A 16,194-nucleotide genomic window follows, 5' to 3' on the forward strand; every position below is an offset into this window, starting at 1 on the left:
CACAGAATTCACTCCGTAGACCCCTTCCCGCCACCTGAAACGGCAAAACCCAACGAGGTAGCCAGGCCATGATTGATCAGACAGTCGTAGAACTGTCACGGCTGCAATTCGCCCTGACCGCGATGTACCACTTCCTATTCGTCCCGCTCACGCTTGGCCTGTCCTTCCTGGTGGCCATCATGGAGAGCGTGTACGTCATGACCCGCAAACAGGTCTGGCGGCAGATGACCCTGTTCTGGGGCACGCTGTTCGGCATCAACTTCGCCATCGGCGTGGCCACCGGCCTGGTGATGGAATTCCAGTTCGGCATGAACTGGTCGTACTACAGCCATTACGTCGGCGACATCTTCGGTGCACCGCTGGCGATCGAAGGGCTGATGGCGTTCTTCCTGGAAGCCACCTTCATCGGCCTGTTCTTCTTCGGCTGGAAGCGCCTGAGCGCGGTCAAGCACCTCACCGTGACCTGGTTGATGGCGCTGGGCACCAACCTGTCGGCGGTGTGGATCCTGATCGCCAACGGCTGGATGCAGAACCCGACCGGCGCGGTGTTCAACCCGGAAACGATGCGCATGGAAGTGGTCGACTTCGCCGCGGTGCTGTTCAACCCGGTGGCGCAGGCCAAGTTCGTGCACACCGTCAGTGCCGGCTACGTGACCGGCGCGATCTTCGTGATGTCCATCAGTGCGCTGTACCTGCTGCGCAACAAGTACAAGGACATGGCCCGCCGCTCGTTCGCGGTGGCTGCTGCGTTCGGCCTGCTGTCGTCGCTGTCGGTGGTGGTGCTGGGTGACGAGAGCGGGTATGCCGCCAGCGAACACCAGAAGATGAAGCTGGCTGCGATCGAGGCGATGTGGGAAACCGAGCGTGCCCCGGCCGACTTCACCGCCTTCGGCATCCCCAACCAGAGCACCCACGCCAATGACTACGCGATCAAGATCCCGTACCTGATGGGGCTGATCGCCACCCGTTCGCTGGACCAGCCGATCCCCGGCATCCTGGAACTGGTGGGCCGCGCCGAGAACCGCATCCGCGGCGGCCAGCTCGCCTACGGTGCGCTGGAGCGCGTGCGCAAGGACAAGAACGACCTGGAAGCGCGTGAGATGTTCGACCGCCACTGGCAGGATCTTGGCCATGGGCTGCTGCTCAAGCGTTACCGCGAGGACATCCTCAACGCCACGCCGGAAGAAATCTCCAAGGCGGCGATGGATACCGTGCCGCGCGTTGCCCCGCTGTTCTGGACCTTCCGCATCATGGCGGGCCTGGGCTTCTACCTGATCGCATTCTTCGCGGTGGCCTTCTACTTCTCCTGCCGCAACAGCTTCCAGGACAAGCGCTGGTTCCTGAAGCTGGCCGTGTGGTCGCTGCCGGCACCGTGGATCGCGATCGAGTGCGGCTGGTTCGTGGCCGAGTACGGTCGCCAGCCGTGGGCGGTGGACGGCGTGCTGCCCACCTTCTATGCCGCATCGGGCCTGGCACTGCATGAAATCCTGACCACGCTGGCGGTGTTCACCGCGCTGTACACGGTGCTGCTGGTGATCGAGGTCAAGCTGATGCTGAAGGCGATCCGCAAGGGCCCCGACGACATCCTGCCCACCCTGCAGGCCGACATCCGCCCCGTTACCCCCATTGCCGCCGCCCCCGGCCAAGCCTGAGGCAGGAGAATCCAGATGGACTTCATTGCACTTGATTACACCACGCTCCGCGTGATCTGGTGGCTGCTGCTCGGCATCCTGCTGATCGGCTGGGCGGTCATGGACGGTTTCGACCTCGGCGTCGGCACCCTGCTGCCGTTCGTGGCCAGGACCGACGACGAACGCCGGCTGGTGATCAACACCGTCGGCCCGGTCTGGGAAGGCAACCAGGTATGGCTGGTGCTGGGCGGTGGCGCGATCTTCGCCGCCTGGCCGCCGCTGTACGCGGTCAGCTTCTCCGGCTTCTACCTGGCGGTGTTTGCCATGCTGTTCGGCCTGATCCTGCGGCCGGTCGGCTTCAAGTACCGCAGTAAGATGCCGTCCAAGCGCTGGCGCGACAACTGGGACCGCGTGCTGTTCGTGGGTGGCCTGCTGCCGGGCCTGATCGCCGGCGTGGCCGTGGGCAACGTGCTGCTGGGCGTGCCGTTCCACTTCGATGACAGCATGCGCATCTTCTACACCGGCTCGTTCTTCGGCCTGCTTACCCCGTTCGCGTTGGTGGCCGGCCTGGTCAGCGTCGCCATGCTGGTCTCGCATGGCGCGGCGATGCTGGTGATCAAGACCGACGGCCCGGTGGCCGAGCGGGCGGCCCGTTACGGCAGTGTCGCGGCGCTGGTCAGCTTCGTGTTGTTCGCCGCGGCCGGCGCGTGGGTGGCCTTCGGCCTGCCCGGCTACCAGATCACCTCGCAGGTGGTCACCGACGGCCCGACCAACCCGCTGCTGAAGACCGCCGAAATCGGCACCGTGGCCGGTGGCTGGCTGCGCAACTACAGCAGCATGCCCGCCACCCTGGTGTTCCCGGTGCTTGGCCTGTTCGGTGCGCTGGCCAGTGCGGTGCTGCTGCGTGCCCGCCGTGGCGGCCTGGCGTTCATCGCCTCGGGCACGTCCATCGCCGGCATCATCCTCACCGTCGGCTTTGCGATCTTCCCGTTCCTGCTGCCCTCCTCCAGCCAGCCCACCTCCAGCCTGACCGTCTGGGACAGCTCGTCCAGCCACCTCACGCTGTGGATCATGCTGATCGCCACGGCCATCTTCCTGCCCATCATCCTGGCCTACACCACCTGGGTGTACCGCGTGTTGAAGGGCAAGACGACCGCCGAGGAAATGGGCGACAACCCCAACGCGTATTGATCCCCTGGCGCCGGCCAGCGGCCGGCCCCCACCCCCGCACATAGGAGATTGACCATGTGGTACTTCGCCTGGATCCTCGGCGCCGGCCTGGCCTCGGTCGTGGCCATCCTCAACGGCATGTGGTTCGAAGCCCGCGAAACCAGCCGGCTGGACGACGAGCAGCGTTGAAACTGTAAAAAAAGGTTGCCGATACGGCCTTCACACCGTATTCTTGGCGGCTCCTTCGGGGTGTAGCTCAGTCTGGTAGAGCGCTACGTTCGGGACGTAGAGGTCGCAGGTTCGAATCCTGTCTCCCCGACCACTTCTGGTGGTCGCATCGAAGCCTGGAAACACGATTTCCAGGCTTTTGTGTCTAAGGCCGTGGTGACACGGCACCGAAGGTGAATGAAACATCCCCCTTGCCGCCGAATGCGGGGATGGCTACAATAGGCGGCTCCTTACGGGGTGTAGCTCAGTCTGGTAGAGCGCTACGTTCGGGACGTAGAGGTCGCAGGTTCGAATCCTGTCTCCCCGACCACTTTTGGTGGTCAGTGTTAGATTCACGTTGAAAGGCTCGAAAGTTCTTGATGTTGAAGACTTTCGGGCCTTTTTCCGTTTGAGGGCGAGAGCGGGCCGACCCCACCCGACTCCCTTCCCGTCGCGCCTTCTCGAGTGGAGCGCCTGCCTTCCCCGCCTTCATGACTCGACGCGCAAGTCTCTTGGAATTCTGACAGCAGTTCCCGGATTTCCCCTACAAAGCCAGGAAGGCTGGAAGTGCGGGATTTGGATAGACTGAGCAACAGAGAGAATCAGGAACCGGGATGGCCCTTGGAGGTGCGTCGCTCGGGGTCGGCAAGACCACTATCACTCACCTGCCGCGTCACGCACTGCTGGTCAGCCTCGACTGGGCAGTAACCGCATGCGCGCGTTTGCCATTGGCGATGCCAACCTGGTTGCCCCAGGAAGTTGCCTTGACGAGCGCGGCAGATCTACCCATGCCATACGCCCTCGTCGAACGACACGAACCTAGACGACAAGAGATCGGGCGCCTGTCTCTTGCCCTACTGGGTGATTTGGGGAATAGATGACGTGCCCCAGCTCTTATCGACAAGTTCATGCAAGTCCAGATGGTGGCTACGCCGCAAACACGTGGCGGCCACCTGGCAATTCGGCTGCAGAAATCAGCCATAGACCGTCACCGACAAGCCGGCCCAACGAAAACAAAATGCCACTCCCCCCGTGGTGAATCGATCAGTGTCGGCGGAGGAAAATGATCCCTGTCGAATACAACACCGACAGCAATGGAGGAAATGCCGGACAGGTTCGCCGTCTATCGCACCTGTTCGTACTCGCCGCATTACACCGCGAATACAAAGCCGCAGGTAGAAACGGAAGGGCGTCGTTGCACAAGGCATGCGTTCCAAGCGGTTCCGCCCTCGCGGCTAAACAACAGACCGGCTCACATAGGAGTGAACATGGTGATTAGAGAAGCGCGGGCAAGCATCAGCCGCGCCCCCGCCCCCGGGATACTCCGCACTCAAACGCTTGTAATGCTCTGTATCGCGATGGCTTCCTGCTCTCACACGCCTTCCGCGACGCCCACATCCATGTCCAAGGAACCTGCCTCAATGAGCGCCTCTTCTACATTGACGCCCGACTTTGTTTCCATGCATCCGGAATTCTCACCCGAAGAAGTTGGACGCCGCTTTCTGCGCATGGTCGACAGCCTCAAGTCATTCGATGACCTGTCGGAGAGCCGGATACTTGAGAACATGCGACTACCGATTGGAAACTCCGACCCGAAGCTCGGAGGTTTTATGTCGGCGCAGATTCCCGATTCCAGTTGGCGGTACAGCTTTAGCTATCGAATAGATCCAAAGCACGCACGTTACACAAACGCAACACTGGAATTCAGCAATGACAGGGATGACGGGGCCGGAATGACGCCCGTGTGTCGCCTTGATTTCGACGCTTATGTAAAGGCACTTGAAGACGTCGGGTTTTCGGAAGTGGAGGGTTCGGCAGAGTATGAATCCCCCATGCCGCACCCCATGATCAATCCCGAGACAGGCGAGATCATTCAGCAAGAGGACCGGAGGCATTTTCGAATCCCAACCTACCTCTATTCCCGAGGGGATGTTGGCGTAGTGATCCGCCAGCGCCGTGAAGCCGACGCACCGGAAACCGATCTCCGCCATGGGTGCGTAGAGTCAATCAGCGTGGGCAAAGGATCTTGAGCCATGACGATCCCGAATGCTCAACTCCAGACTGCCCTTGACCATTTCTCAGCGCAACCAAATGTTACGCCAGCCCAGCACGACCAGTTACGCGCAGCAATCGTGCAGAACCCTGACCTTCTCCTCAAGCTGAACCAAGATGCTGTCAATGGCCAACTGAGAGGCTTCGCTCTTCCTCAAAATGGCACCCCTCCCAATCTTGTTGGCACTTACGATCTCGCCTCCGGCGTGATCACACTGCCGGCTGGAGACTTCCAAAGCGAAGGAACAACACCCGGCGCAGATCTGGCCGCTTCCTTGCGCGTGCAGAACTTGTCGCTTCGTTTCGCGCATAGCACATATCTGGATGCGAACGGCACCACCCAACCAGTCACCCAAGACATGATCACCAATCTGCAGTCCACGCTGAACGGATCTCCAGTATTGGCCGACCAGATCAAACTTGCCGTCACTCCGCCCGAAGCAGGTCAATCAGCTCCGCTGGAGAGTTTTGCCAGCCTAAGTGGCACCGTCGCTGGTGGAACCTACAACCCAACGACTCATACGATGAGTCTTCCCCCCAGTGTCCTGGCGATTCCTACCGCCCACTTTAGATCTGCCGATCTCACCTTCGTGCTGGCGCACGAGATCCAGCATGGCTTGAACGATCGGGAGATTCAGCGCGCCAGAACGCTCGCTTACGAACATGCCAAGCAGATTGCGCAGGATGACAATCCGATCAACGACTACACAGCCCCTATCGCGGCGGCAATTCAATCCGGGCGAGACGACGAGGCAAAGGCTCAGATCGCCGGCTGGAATGCGTTGCTAAGCCGCGAAAAAGTGCAGAATCCATCTGCGGACCTGATCGATATGATGGCGCTATCGAGGGCCTCAGGAGACCGTACGACACGAGTTCTAGACTTCGTTCAGCCAAACCGCCTTGACGGCAGACTTGCCGAGGCCCGGGCCGGCCTGACGTTCAATGCTGACGGAACGATGTCCATGACGCCTGGCAACGTCGCACAACTGGGACATAACTATTTCGATAAACCGCCAAGAGGAACTCCCAATGTTCCCATCCATGCGACGACAGGCCTTGGTCATTACGGAGAATCAGATTATCCGAATTATTATGGCTCCAATGTCGTAGGCAATGTGATCACCATTGATAGAGTCTACGCGCGCGCCGTCAATGGCGTGGCACCGCAAATGCACGTCAACATGGACCAACTGCATCTGCGGGAAGACCTCATGGAGCGAAATGGCATCACGATCACGCATAACCCGGAAAGGCCGCAACCATATTTTGATACCAGCCATACGCCACCGACGTTGCGTCATTTCGACCATACGCACAACCCGGAGCACGCAAACGAACAGAATTCACATCAATATGTACCCGTTGTCCCGAGTGTGTCTCAATCTACTCGTCAACCGGTAGAGCAGTATTTCACTGCGCTTAGGGCAGGAGACGAGCAGGCCGCGCGAGCCGCTTCAACCGCATTTGCAACACCTGATCGCTGGCAACAGGCAATGGCCGAGGCGGAGGAGCGTGTGCTGGCGAGACAAGGGCAGATACCTGGGCGGGAAGCCCCCCTGTTCGCACAGGCGATGGAGCATCTCGAACGTCTAGGGTCAAAGGCCGGCGGCTACCTTGACCGGGTGCAGATGGAAGGCGTGGCGGGCACCGTGGCCTATCAGGCGAAGCTCAAGCACCTCCCCTCAATCGACGCACTGACGCCGGTCCAGGAGGGTGGGCACCTGATAGCGACGTCAGTGGACCCGGGGAATCCCGCAGTGGTAAGAGCTGCGTTCATTGAAAAGGCCGACGCAGCGATGCAGCCACTGGAACAGACGCTGCGGCAGTTGACCATTGAAACGCAACGGCATCAGGATCAGGCCACGCTTCACGCGCAGGAACGACAAATGGACACTCAACAGCAGAGCACCTCTCGCTGAGGTGCCCCACAGGGACGATATGAACGACGACACATACGACTTGCTCGCAAAAATGACATTGGCCACCGGCCGTATGGACACGCTGGTTTCTGAAATGCAGGTGGCGGCAAGGAACGCGCAAGCAGCAATGAAGGAGTTCAGGGAGCAGGAGGAAGCCCGCTTCAAGCAGGCTATGCTCGCGCAGTTCCAGGATCAGCAGCATCGGCTGGAGGCTGCACTGCGCCCCAGGGTGGCGTGGGCATGGAAGGTAATCGCCGCATCGGCAGGTTTCTCGATACTGTTGCTGGTTGGCTATTTGCTGCTACTCAAACAAGCCGACGCTCGGCTACGGACGGCACAGGAACGTGCTGACGCCATTGAAGTTCAGGCAGAGCTGCTGGAAGCCGCAAGACAGGTAGAGCTAACGTCCTGTGGCGGCCGACCTTGCATCCGGATTGACCGACACACGCCCACCTGGAAAAGCAAGGAGGGCGAGTACATCCTCGTGGACGCCAGCGCTGGCAATCTGACAGCGAAGCGCCCCTGATCCAAGCGTCGGACTCCAAGTTGGCCAAATGCCCCAAGCCGATAAGCGGCCCTTCCGCAGGACCGAACGGCTGCCTACGCGCGCGCTACAACCTATTCATGCACCGCGGGTACAATGCCCGCCTTCGGGATGCGCGCGGCCTGCCGCATCCTTGCCATTGAATCCACGCTGCCACCGGCCCTGCGCCGGCGGCGGCGTTTCCGCACATCCGCCCCCACGGTGTTGCGCCACCTGCACGAGATCCACGCCCATGACGCCAACCGATCCCCCTGCCTCGTCCCTGTTGCGCGGACGCGTGCTGGCCTTTGCCGCCATCCTGCTGGCTGCGCTGAACCTGCGCACCGCGGTAACGTCGGTGACCCCGCTGCTGGACCTGCTCGGCACGACCTTCGGCTTCGGCACCACGATGACCGGTGTGCTCGGCATGCTGCCCACGGCCTCGTTCGCGCTGTTCGGCGTTACCACGCCGATGGTGGCCCGTCGCATCGGGCTGGAACGCACCGCCCTGCTCGCCATGGGCCTGGCCACCGTGGGCCTGCTGCTGCGCTCGATGGCCGGCGGCATTGGCAGCCTGCTGTTCGGCTCCATCGTCGCGCTGGCCGGCATGGGCATCGGCAACGTGGTGGTGCCGCCGCTGGTGAAGCGCTACTTCGCCAACCGCGTTGGCACCGTCAGCACGCTGTACATCACCGTGCTGCAGGTCGGCACCATGATGCCGGCCCTGCTCGCCGTGCCGCTGGCCGAAAGCGCCGGTTGGCGCGTGTCGCTCGGCATCTGGTCGATCCTCGCCCTGGCCGCCGCGCTGCCGTGGCTGATGCTGGCCCGGCGCCGCCCGCACCCGGACCCGCTGGACACCGCCGCGGATCCGGCCGCGCAGCCGCACGGCAAGGTCTGGCGCACGCCGCTGGGCTGGGGCATGACGCTGATGTTCGGCATGACCTCGCTGATGACCTACTCGATGTTCACCTGGTTGCCGCGGATCGTGGTGGAAGCCGGTGCCAGCCCGGGCTTCGGCGGGATCATGGTGGCCATCTTCGCCGCCTGCGGGCTGCTGCCGTCGCTGACCATGCCAGCCCTGGCCGTGCGCCTGCGCAACCCGTTCCCGCTGGTGCTGATCGGCTTTTCCGCCTTCCTGATCGCGTTCGCCGGGCTGCTGTTCGCGCCGATGAAGGCGCCGTGGCTGTGGGCGATCCTGCTCGGCATCGGCCCGTCCACCTTCCCGCTGGCGCTGACCCTGATCAACCTGCGCACGCGCACCCCGGCCGGCTCGGCGGCGTTGTCCGGTTTCATGCAGGGCGTCGGCTATGCCTTCAGCTGCCTGGGGCCGTTCCTGTTCGGCTGGCTGCACGCGATCAGCGGCGCGTGGTACCTGCCGTTCGGGTTCCTGGTGTTCTGCGCGCTGGTGCTGCTGACCGCCTCTTGGGTGGCCTGCAAGCCGCAGAAGCTCGAAGACCAGTGGTGATCTGACCACGGACAGCGCCCGCCGTCGGCCGACAGCGCGTGCGTTGCATCCGAGGGAGCCGGCCAATGGCCGGCTCTACCCTTTACGCGCGGGTCTGGCCTTCGCCGCGCACCACGAAGCGCTCGACCGTGAGCGCCTCCAGGCCCATCGGGCCGTAGGCGTGCAGGCGCGTGGTGGAGATGCCGATCTCCGCGCCGAGGCCGAGCTCACCGCCGTCGGAGAAGCGCGAGGACGCGTTGACCATCACCACCGCCGAGCGCAGCGCGTGCACGAAACGTTCGGCTGCCTGCGGGTCTTCGGTGGCGATTACTTCGGTGTGGTCCGAGCTGTACTGCTGGATATGCGCCAGCGCCTGCTCGAGGTCGTCGACCACGCGCACGGCGATGACCAGGTCCAGGTACTCGGCGGCGTAGTCCTCGTCGGTGGCCGGCTGCGCATCGGTGAGCCACTGGCGCGCACGGTCATCGGCACGCAGCTGTACGCCACGCGCGCGCAGTGCCGCGTCGGCCAACGGCAGGAAGGTCGCGGCGCTGTCGGCGTGCACCAACAGCGTCTCCAGCGAGTTGCAGGCCGACGGCCGGCTGCATTTTCCGTCCACCAGCAGCGCCAGCGCACGCTCCACATCGGCCGCGCGGTCCACGTACAGGTGGCACACGCCCTTGTAGTGCTTGATCACCGGCACGCGCGCGTGTTCGGCCACGAAGCGGATTAGGCCTTCGCCCCCGCGCGGGATCGCCAGGTCCACCAGGTCGTTGAGCTGCAGCAGTTCCAGCATGGTCTCGCGGCGCAGGTCGTCGACCAGGGTCAGCGCGGCATCGGCCACGCCGGCCTCGCGCAGTGCGCGCTTGAGTGCGGCGGCAATGGCGGTATTGGAATGGATCGCCTCCGAACCGCCGCGCAGGATCACGCCGTTGCCCGCCTTGATGCACAGCGCCGCTGCATCGGCGGTCACGTTCGGGCGCGCCTCGTAGATCATGGCGATCACGCCCAGTGGCACGCGCACCTTCTGCACGCGGATGCCGTTGGGGCGCACGTCGTCGCGGGTGATCGTGCCGACCGGGTCCGGCAGCGCGGCGACCTCACGCAGGGCCGCGGCGATGCCGGCCAGGCGTTGCGGGTTCAGTGCCAGGCGATCCAGCATCGCGGTGCCGACGCCCTTTTCGCTCGCGGCGGCGAGGTCGCGCGCGTTTGCGGCGAGGATCGCATCGGCATCGGCCTCCAATGCGGCGGCCATCGCCTCCAGCAGCGCCGCCTTGGCGGTGGAGGACAGCTGCGCCAGCTGCTGGGCCGCGTCGCGGCAGGCCAGCGCCTGGGCGCGGATGTCGGAGGGGGAGCTGGCGACCATCTCAATATCCTCGGGAAAAGCAACGTAGGGCCACGCCATGCGTGGCTGCGGAGTCTCGAACGACGCCCAGGTGCGCCGCCACGCAGTGCGTCGCGCGACCTCCCAAGGCGTCGATCACAGCAGCACCAGGTCGTCGCGATGGATCACGTTGCCACCGTAGTTGTAGCCGAGCACGCTTTCAATGTCGCGCGAATGGCGGCCGGCGATGCGGCGGATGTCGCTGGCCGAATACTGGCTCACGCCCCGCGCCAACCGCACCTCGCCACTGGCATCGCACAGACGCACTTCGACCATGTCGCCACGGCGGAAGTCCCCGTCCGCGCCGCGCACGCCACCGGGCAGCAGCGAGGCGCCCTTGTCGCGCAGCGCAGCTGCCGCGCCGTCGTCGACCAGGATCGCGCCCGGCTCCAGCGGCGCATGCCGCAGCCAGTACTTGCGGGCGGCCACGCGGGTCTGCGCGGCGTGGATGCGCGTGCCGAACAGGCGCCCCTGCGCCAGCGCGCGCACCACCTCGCTGTCGCGGCCGTTGAACAGGCAGGTGTCGATGCCGACCCGGCCGGCCTTGGCGGCGGCCTCCAGCTTGGTATGCATGCCGCCGGTGCCCGCCCCACTGCCGGCGCCACCGGCCATCGCCAGCACCTCGCCGGTGAGCTCGGGCACGTCATGGATCGGACGCGCCTGAGGGTCGCGGCGCGGGTCGGCGCTGTACAGGCCATCGATGTCGGTGGCGATGAACAGCACGTCGGCATCGATCAGCGCGGCCACGGTGGCGGCGAGGTTGTCGTTGTCGCCCAGCTTGAGCTCGTCCACCGAGACGGTGTCGTTCTCGTTGACCACCGGCAACGCGCCCAACCGCAGCAGCTCATTGAGGGTAGCGCGCGCATTGAGGTAGCGACGGCGATTGCGCAGGTCGTCGTGGGTGAGCAGCACCTGCGCCACCGGGCGCTCGAAGAAGCGCTGCCACAGCCCGATCAGCTGTGCCTGGCCCAGCGCCGCCAGCGCCTGGCGCGCCGCCATGGCCGCACCGGCTTCCAGCGCGCGCGGCACGATGGCGCGGCCGGCGGCCACCGCGCCGGAGGAAACGATCACCACCTCGCGCCCGGCCAGCACATTGGCCGAGACGAACTGCGCCAGCCCCAGTGCGTGGCGTGGCGACAGGCCACCACCGTTGGCGGCGAGCAGGCTGCTGCCGACCTTGAGCACCGCGCGCTTCCACGCCGGGACGGGTTGTTCGGGGAACGGCGAATGCACGGGCAGCGTCATCGGTGTGCGCCTCAGCGCGTGTTCCATTCGTGGATGCGGGCGGTGGCGCTGCCGTGTACCAGCAACGGGTCGGTGTCCACCAGCGCCTGCGCGGCGGCCAGGTCGGCGATGTCCTGCAGCACGTAGGCACCGCCGCGCTTGTCGCTGAAACCGCCGGTCAGCAGCAGCTGGCCGCGGGCGCGCACCTCGTCGAGGAAATGCGCGTGCTCGGCGCCCACCTCGTCGCGGAACGCCGGGGTCCGCGTGACCAGGACCAGGTAACAGGTTTTCATGCAGTTTCCCTTTGCCGGGCGGGCCCGGCACGACGATGAAGAAACGGCGACCTTGCGGTCGCCGTCGTGATCACACCAGTGCGGCCCAACGGGCACGCAGCTCGTCCAGCCGCAGGTCGGCGGCGGCACCGGGCGAGACGCGCGCGGCCAGGCTGCCTTCGGGCGTGCGCCCCTGCCCTGCACTGTCGGCACCGGCGGCCGCGGCCTTGTAGGCCTCGCGGAACGGTACGCCGGCCACGGCCGCCTCCACCGCCACGTCGGTGGCATACATGCCCGAGTCGATGGCGGCGCGCAGCTTGTCATCGCGCCATTCCAGGTTGGCCAGCAGCGCCGGCAACAGCTCCAGCGCGGCCAAGCCACGGCCGAAGCCGTGGAAGATGGCGCCCTTGCTGCTCTGCAGGTCGCGGTGGTAACCGGACGGCAGCGACAGCAGCTGTTCGATCTCGGTGCGCGCCGCGGCCACGCTGGCATGGGTGGCGCGCATCAGTTCGATGACGTCCGGATTGCGCTTGTTGGGCATGATCGAGCTGCCGGTGGTGTACTGCGCCGGCAGCGCGACGAAGCCGAACTCGCCGCTGGTGAACAGCGACAGGTCCCACGCGATGCGGCGCAGGTCCAGGGTCGCTCCGCCCAGGGCTTCCAGGGCCGCCAGCTCGAACTTGCCGCGCGAGAGCTGCGCATAGATCGGCGAGACCTGCATGCGCGCAAAGCCCAGCGCGGCGGTGGTGTGGGCGCGGTCCAGCGGCAGGTTGACGCCGTAGCCGGCGGCGGTGCCCAGCGGATTGGCATCGATCAGCGCGAAGGTGTCGTGTGCGCGGATCGCATTGTCGATGTAGGCCTCGGCCCAGCCGGCCCACCACATGCCCGCCGAGGACACCACGGCGCGCTGGATGTGGGTGTAGCCCGGCACCGGCAGGTCCTTTTCGGCCTCGGCGCGGTCGAGTGCGACCTTGGCGATCTCCCGGCTCAGGCCGGCCACCTGCAGCAGCTTGTCCTTCAGCCACAGCCGGGTGGCGACCAGGATCTGGTCGTTGCGGCTGCGCCCGGTGTGGATCTTGCGGCCGGCGTCGCCGAGGCGTTCGGTCAGCCGCGCTTCGATCGCCGAATGGCAGTCCTCGAAGCGCTCGTCCAGCACGAAGGCGCCGCTGCGGAAGTCCTCGCCCAGCACGTCCAGCTCGCGCAGCAGGCCGTCCAGTTCGTCGCCGGACAGGATGCCGATGTGCTGCAGGCCCTGTGCGTGCGCCTTGCTGGCGGCCACGTCGTACAGGAAGAACTCGCGGTCCAGGATCACATCATCGCCGGCCAGGAAGGTCTGGATCTTGGCGTCCACCGCCACGCCGGGCTTCTGCCACAGAAGGTCTGCCATGTCTTGCTCCGTAGGCGGAATCGTCCGCCGGGTTGTACGCGCGCACCCGGGGTCGGGTGCGCAGCGGATAAGGTTCAGTGCGGGATCGAGGCCAGTTCGTCCAGGCCCAGGGCCAGGTTGAGGTTCTGCATGGCCTGGGTGGCCGCGCCCTTGAGCAGGTTGTCCAGGGTCGCCACCACCACCACCCGCTTGCCGCCGGGGGCCACGTCGAAACCGCCGATCTGCGCGCCATGCCGGCCGGCGATCCGGCTCACCCACGGTGCCTCGTCGAGCACCTCGATCAAGCCCTCGTGGGCGTAATACGCCTGGTACAGCGCGATCACGTCCTCGCGCTTGACCACGGTGTTGAGCCACAGGTTGACGGTCATGGTGATGCCGCGGAAATGCGGCGCCACGTGCGGCATGAATTCCACCGGCACGCGCAGGTGCGCGGTCACTTCGCGCTCGTGCACGTGGTTGGTGAGCGCGTAGGGCATCAGGTTGTCGCGCAGCAGCTCGGGGTTGTTCTTGTCCGAGGGCGTGGTGCCGGCGCCGGAATAGCCGGACACCCCGAAGCACTGCGGCGGGCCGGCCAACTGCTTGATCAGCGGGCTGATCGCCAGCTGCATGGCGGTGGCATAGCAGCCCGGGTTGCTGATGTGCTTCTGGCCCAGGTAATCGCCACGGGTCAGCTCGGGCAGGCCGTAGAACCAGCTCGGCTCGAAGCGGTGATCGGCCGAGAGGTCCACGATCACCGTCTCTGGCCTGGCCGCATCCAGCGCCGCCACGAACGGTGCGGCCAAGCCATTGGGCAGCGCCAGGATCACCGCGTCCATGCCCTTGGCGGCGACCGCGTCGGCGTCCAGGTTCTCGAACTGCAGCTCGCCCTGCCAGTCGGCATGGTGGTCGGCCACGCGTTGGCCAGCCAGCTCGCGCGAGGATACGAAGCCCAGCTGCAGGTTCGGGTGCGCGGCGATCAGCTTGATCAGCTCGGCGCCGGTATGGCCGCGGGCGCCGACGATGCCGACGGTGAAAGAGGTAGTGCTCATGCGTGTGCGTCCAGGCGGTGCTGCAGGTGGCGCTTCACGCCCTGCCATTCCGCGTCGATGATGGAGAAGATGACGGTGTCGCGCGGGGTGCCGTCGGGGTGGCGCTTGTGGTTGCGCAGCACGCCGTCCTGCTTGGCGCCCAGCCGCGCGATCGCGGTGCGCGAGGCGAAATTGAACCAGCTGGTTTCGAACACCACGCTCAGGCAGTTCAGCCGCTCGAAGGCGTGGGTGAGCAGCATCAGCTTGGTTTCGGTGTTCACGCCGGTGCGCTGGGCGGCCTCGCCATACCAGGTGTAGCCGATGCTCAGCCTGGGCACGTCCTCTTCCATGCCGTAGTAACGGGTGGTGCCGACCACTTCATCGGCGGCATTGAGGACCACGAACGGCAGCACCTTGCCCTCGGCCTGCGCCTGCAGCGCGGCCTGCACGTAGCCGGTCATGCTCTTGGCGCTGGGCACCTGGGTGTACCAGAGGCTGGACAGCGTGCCGTCGCCCAGCGCGCCACGCAGCCCGTCGATGTGCGCCATCTGCAGCGGTTCCAGCCGCGCGTGCGTGCCGGCCAGGGTGGGGACTTTGGTCCAATCGGCGTGATTCATGGGCTCAGCCCTCCAGGCTGGGGCTGCGCGCGGCGCAGTGTTCAACGTAGGTCCGGATGCGCTCGAACCCATCGGCGCCGAACCAGAACACCTTCCAGGTCCCCTGCTTGTAGCAGCCATCCGATTCGGCGTAGTAGAAGTGGTTGATCGGGTTGCCATGGCGCGAGCGCCAGAACAGCTGCGGGGTTTCATCCAGCATCACGTTCCACACCGCTCGGCCCAGGCCTTCGCCCTGGGCATCATCGAGCACCGCGAACTTGTCCAGGTACACGCCTTCGGCCTCGTCGGTGAGGATCACCGCGGCGCGGTAGTTCTCGCTCACGTAGGCACGCAGCAGACGGGTCTTGTCGAAGTAGTCCGCCACCAGCGTACGGCCGAAGCTGGATTCGATCAGCTGCTTCAGGCGCGGCAGGTCCAGTTCCTCCCAGGCGGTGGCGCGCAGCACCTTCTCGCCCTTGCGCACCAGCGTGCCCGAGCCCTTGTGGGTGAACAGTTCCTTGGCCAGGTCGGCCGGGCGGGTGATCGAGACCGAGGACTCCAGCGGCAGCCGGTCCAGCAGGTCCTTGATCTGTTCGATCTTGACCTTCATGCCGCCGTGGATCCACGGCTGGGCGATCAGGTGGTCGTACTCGGTGGACAGGTTGATCGAGTCGATCACCTTGCCCTCCTCGTCGAGCAGGCCGCCGGTGCCGGTGAGGAAGATGATCTTGTACGGCTGCAGTTCCTGGACCAGCTCGTTGGCGGCGAAATCGGCGTTGACGTTGAGGATCTGCCCGCAGCGGGTTTCGCCCAGGCTGGTGATCACCGGGATGGAACCGGCGCGCAGGCTGGCTTCGATCGGGGCCAGGTTGACCTTCTTCACCTCGCCGACCAGCCCGTAGGTGGCCTGGTCCAGGTACTCGGCCTCGAACACGCCGCCGGTGATGGACGTAGCACGCGCACCGTTCTGCTGCAGGGCTTCGACCAGTTGCAGGTTGGAGGCCTGGAACACCCGGCGCACGATCGCCAGGCCTTCCGGCGAGGTCACGCGCAGGCCGTTGACGGTTTCCTTGACGATGCCCGCCGCCGACAGCTCGGCGTCCAGCTGCGGACCGGCGCCGTGCAGCACGATCGGGGTCAGGCCGACTTCCTGCAGGAACGACAGCGAGGACGTCAGCGCCTCCAGGTCGTCGCGCAGCACCGCGCCGCCGACCTTGACCACGGCGAAGCGTTTGGCGTCCAGCTGCGAAAAACGCTTGAGGTACTGGCTGATCTCCTTCGCGCTGGCCATGCTCGAGAGCAGGCGCACGATGGTCTGACGGGTCTGGCGGTGGGGCTGGGAAGAAGGCATTTCGGTATCGTCACAGGCGGCCGCGGC

Annotated in this window: 14 protein-coding genes and 2 tRNA genes; 9 read left to right on the plus strand and 7 right to left on the minus strand. The window is 65.2% G+C overall.

Features of this window, described 5'->3' with window-relative positions:
• Nucleotides 1-68: 68 nt before the first annotated feature.
• From M2421_RS04025 to M2421_RS04065, 9 genes are all read left to right on the plus strand, one after another.
• Nucleotides 69-1,652: a cytochrome ubiquinol oxidase subunit I gene (locus tag M2421_RS04025; RefSeq protein ID WP_259203425.1), complete on the plus strand. Its 1,584-nt coding sequence runs from the start codon at nt 69-71 to the stop codon at nt 1,650-1,652.
• A 15-nt stretch (nt 1,653-1,667) separates the two neighbouring features.
• A complete protein-coding gene (cydB, locus tag M2421_RS04030) occupies nt 1,668-2,822 on the plus strand; it encodes a cytochrome d ubiquinol oxidase subunit II (RefSeq protein WP_259203426.1) in 1,155 nt (384 codons plus the stop codon).
• A 54-nt stretch (nt 2,823-2,876) separates the two neighbouring features.
• Complete coding sequence (gene cydX / locus M2421_RS04035) at nt 2,877-2,990, plus strand: cytochrome bd-I oxidase subunit CydX (protein ID WP_259203427.1); 114 nt, start codon at nt 2,877-2,879, stop codon at nt 2,988-2,990.
• Nucleotides 2,991-3,046: 56 nt separating this feature from the next.
• Nucleotides 3,047-3,123, plus strand: a tRNA-Pro gene (locus tag M2421_RS04040).
• A 139-nt stretch (nt 3,124-3,262) separates the two neighbouring features.
• A tRNA-Pro gene (locus tag M2421_RS04045) sits at nt 3,263-3,339 on the plus strand.
• A 1,090-nt stretch (nt 3,340-4,429) separates the two neighbouring features.
• Nucleotides 4,430-5,038 (plus strand): hypothetical protein, encoded by a 609-nt coding sequence (locus tag M2421_RS04050; RefSeq protein WP_259203428.1) that lies wholly within the window; start codon nt 4,430-4,432, stop codon nt 5,036-5,038.
• A 3-nt stretch (nt 5,039-5,041) separates the two neighbouring features.
• Complete coding sequence (locus M2421_RS04055) at nt 5,042-6,979, plus strand: XVIPCD domain-containing protein (RefSeq protein WP_259203429.1); 1,938 nt, start codon at nt 5,042-5,044, stop codon at nt 6,977-6,979.
• A 19-nt stretch (nt 6,980-6,998) separates the two neighbouring features.
• Nucleotides 6,999-7,505 carry a hypothetical protein gene (locus M2421_RS04060; RefSeq protein ID WP_259203430.1) on the plus strand — a complete coding sequence of 169 codons (507 nt, stop codon included), beginning with the start codon at nt 6,999-7,001 and terminating at the stop codon, nt 7,503-7,505.
• A gap of 250 nt (nt 7,506-7,755) precedes the next feature.
• On the plus strand, nt 7,756-8,967 hold the full coding sequence (locus M2421_RS04065; protein WP_259203431.1) for an MFS transporter: 1,212 nt from the start codon (nt 7,756-7,758) through the stop codon (nt 8,965-8,967).
• 82 nt (nt 8,968-9,049) lie between these two features.
• On the opposite strand, the gene M2421_RS04070 is transcribed toward M2421_RS04065, so the two are convergent.
• The 7 genes from M2421_RS04070 to M2421_RS04100 form a co-directional block, all read right to left on the minus strand.
• Nucleotides 9,050-10,312 (minus strand): glutamate-5-semialdehyde dehydrogenase, encoded by a 1,263-nt coding sequence (locus tag M2421_RS04070; protein WP_259203433.1) that lies wholly within the window; start codon nt 10,310-10,312, stop codon nt 9,050-9,052.
• Between the two features lie 114 nt (nt 10,313-10,426).
• A complete protein-coding gene (proB, locus tag M2421_RS04075) occupies nt 10,427-11,575 on the minus strand; it encodes a glutamate 5-kinase (RefSeq protein WP_259203434.1) in 1,149 nt (382 codons plus the stop codon).
• A gap of 11 nt (nt 11,576-11,586) precedes the next feature.
• A complete protein-coding gene (locus tag M2421_RS04080; RefSeq protein ID WP_259203435.1) occupies nt 11,587-11,847 on the minus strand; it encodes a YciI family protein in 261 nt (86 codons plus the stop codon).
• Nucleotides 11,848-11,917: 70 nt separating this feature from the next.
• Nucleotides 11,918-13,213: an argininosuccinate lyase gene (locus M2421_RS04085; RefSeq protein WP_259203438.1), complete on the minus strand. Its 1,296-nt coding sequence runs from the start codon at nt 13,211-13,213 to the stop codon at nt 11,918-11,920.
• A 74-nt stretch (nt 13,214-13,287) separates the two neighbouring features.
• Nucleotides 13,288-14,241 carry an N-acetyl-gamma-glutamyl-phosphate reductase gene (gene argC / locus M2421_RS04090; protein WP_259203439.1) on the minus strand — a complete coding sequence of 318 codons (954 nt, stop codon included), beginning with the start codon at nt 14,239-14,241 and terminating at the stop codon, nt 13,288-13,290.
• Nucleotides 14,238-14,837 carry a GNAT family protein gene (locus M2421_RS04095; RefSeq protein ID WP_259203440.1) on the minus strand — a complete coding sequence of 200 codons (600 nt, stop codon included), beginning with the start codon at nt 14,835-14,837 and terminating at the stop codon, nt 14,238-14,240. The genes argC and M2421_RS04095 overlap by 4 nt, the downstream gene beginning before the upstream one ends.
• A gap of 4 nt (nt 14,838-14,841) precedes the next feature.
• Complete coding sequence (locus M2421_RS04100) at nt 14,842-16,167, minus strand: acetylglutamate kinase (RefSeq protein ID WP_259203441.1); 1,326 nt, start codon at nt 16,165-16,167, stop codon at nt 14,842-14,844.
• Nucleotides 16,168-16,194: the final 27 nt, after the last annotated feature.

Origin of the sequence: Stenotrophomonas sp. BIGb0135 (genome assembly GCF_024810105.1) — a bacterium.
GTDB classification, from domain to species: Bacteria; Pseudomonadota; Gammaproteobacteria; order Xanthomonadales; family Xanthomonadaceae; genus Stenotrophomonas; species Stenotrophomonas maltophilia_AB.

What these genes read in the sequence shown, in the direction of transcription:
- M2421_RS04025 (WP_259203425.1), top strand. Translation starts at nt 69, where the DNA reads ATGATTGATCAGACAGTCGTAGAACTGTCACGGCTGCAATTCGCCCTG.
- cydB (WP_259203426.1), top strand. Translation starts at nt 1,668, where the DNA reads ATGGACTTCATTGCACTTGATTACACCACGCTCCGCGTGATCTGGTGG.
- cydX (WP_259203427.1), top strand. Translation starts at nt 2,877, where the DNA reads ATGTGGTACTTCGCCTGGATCCTCGGCGCCGGCCTGGCCTCGGTCGTG.
- M2421_RS04050 (WP_259203428.1), top strand. Translation starts at nt 4,430, where the DNA reads ATGAGCGCCTCTTCTACATTGACGCCCGACTTTGTTTCCATGCATCCG.
- M2421_RS04055 (WP_259203429.1), top strand. Translation starts at nt 5,042, where the DNA reads ATGACGATCCCGAATGCTCAACTCCAGACTGCCCTTGACCATTTCTCA.
- M2421_RS04060 (WP_259203430.1), top strand. Translation starts at nt 6,999, where the DNA reads ATGAACGACGACACATACGACTTGCTCGCAAAAATGACATTGGCCACC.
- M2421_RS04065 (WP_259203431.1), top strand. Translation starts at nt 7,756, where the DNA reads ATGACGCCAACCGATCCCCCTGCCTCGTCCCTGTTGCGCGGACGCGTG.
- M2421_RS04070 (WP_259203433.1), bottom strand. Translation starts at nt 10,312, where the DNA reads ATGGTCGCCAGCTCCCCCTCCGACATCCGCGCCCAGGCGCTGGCCTGC.
- proB (WP_259203434.1), bottom strand. Translation starts at nt 11,575, where the DNA reads ATGACGCTGCCCGTGCATTCGCCGTTCCCCGAACAACCCGTCCCGGCG.
- M2421_RS04080 (WP_259203435.1), bottom strand. Translation starts at nt 11,847, where the DNA reads ATGAAAACCTGTTACCTGGTCCTGGTCACGCGGACCCCGGCGTTCCGC.
- M2421_RS04085 (WP_259203438.1), bottom strand. Translation starts at nt 13,213, where the DNA reads ATGGCAGACCTTCTGTGGCAGAAGCCCGGCGTGGCGGTGGACGCCAAG.
- argC (WP_259203439.1), bottom strand. Translation starts at nt 14,241, where the DNA reads ATGAGCACTACCTCTTTCACCGTCGGCATCGTCGGCGCCCGCGGCCAT.
- M2421_RS04095 (WP_259203440.1), bottom strand. Translation starts at nt 14,837, where the DNA reads ATGAATCACGCCGATTGGACCAAAGTCCCCACCCTGGCCGGCACGCAC.
- M2421_RS04100 (WP_259203441.1), bottom strand. Translation starts at nt 16,167, where the DNA reads ATGCCTTCTTCCCAGCCCCACCGCCAGACCCGTCAGACCATCGTGCGC.